The 1,220-nt window shown below is 39.9% G+C and carries 1 protein-coding gene; it reads left to right on the plus strand.

Going from position 1 to position 1,220, the window contains the following annotated elements; translation table 11 throughout:
- Positions 1-51 precede the first annotated feature (51 nt).
- A protein-coding gene (locus AALA56_RS10075) for an IS3 family transposase (protein ID WP_369909899.1) occupies positions 52-1,181 on the plus strand; the annotation gives its coding sequence in 2 pieces (ribosomal slippage) (positions 52-301 and positions 301-1,181; 1,131 coding nt in all).
- Positions 1,182-1,220: the final 39 nt, after the last annotated feature.

Raw genomic sequence — 1,220 nt, forward strand, 5'->3', positions numbered from 1 at the left:
AAAAACACTCCTGTTGAAAATCTAGTAAACTAGAAACAGGAGTGTTTTGTTATGGTCAAAAAAGCATATTCATTAGAAACTAAGTTAGCCTGCATCGAAATGAAAAAGGCTGGTAAGTCCAATAAGGTCATCCGGGAGACCTTGGGAATTAAGAATGACAGTCAAATCTACACCTGGATGCGATGGTATGAGAATGATGAGCTACATCGTTTTCATCAACCTCTGGGGAAACAATATACCTATGGTAAAGGAATGGAACAGCTATCCGAAGTAGGACAGTTGCGCCTACAGGTGGAACTACTAAAAAAGTATCGCAGCTTGGTAAGACAATCGATAAAGTAAGTCTTATCAAGCTTGTGGAAGAATACAAGAAAACCTGTCCTGTCTCAGCCATTTTGGGCTGCTTTGGCGTCAAACGCTCAACCTTCTACCGTTGGAAAAAGGACAGTAAGAAGCCTGAGAAGAAAGATGAAATGGTCGAGAAAATAGAGCAACTCTGTATGCAAAACCAGTTTATCTACGGCTATCGTACCATCACCCGCTTGCTCAAGAAAATTCATAGTCTTGTTGTAAATCGAAAGAAAGTTTATCATATCATGAAGGAGAATGGATGGCTCTGTCGGACACGTCCCAAGAAGGCACCAAATCTAGGTAAACCTTACCATGTAACAGACAATAAGCTGGATCGTGATTTTCAAGCAGACAAGCCTATGGAGAAGCTTGTCACTGACATTACTTATTTATACTTTGGTAAATGTAAGCTATACTTGTCCTCCATCATGGATCTCTATAATCGTGAGATTGTGGCTTATACCATCTCAGATTGTCAGGATACGGACTTTGTGCTGGATACGCTCCATCAATTGGAATCACCTCAAGGAGCAATCTTACACAGTGATCAGGGATCGGTTTACACCTCAAAAGCTTACTATCAGACTTGTGTAGAAAAAGGCATCACCCGCTCCATGTCCCGTAAGGGAACACCAGCAGATAATGCCTGTATCGAATGGTTTCATTCCATCCTAAAGTCTGAAACCTTCTATCTCCATAATTGGAGAAACATAACCAAAGATAGTATAACAGATATTGTTAAAAATTACATCATATTTTATAATGAAACTAGAATTCAACAGAGATTAAATGACCAGTCTCCTGTAAAGTACAGAAAACTGGCCTCATGAATGTGTTTTTCTTGTGTCCCATTATAAGGGTGCAGTGCC

The sequence above is a fragment of the Streptococcus hyointestinalis genome (genome assembly GCF_041225505.1).
Lineage (GTDB): Bacteria > Bacillota > Bacilli > Lactobacillales > Streptococcaceae > Streptococcus > Streptococcus hyointestinalis_B.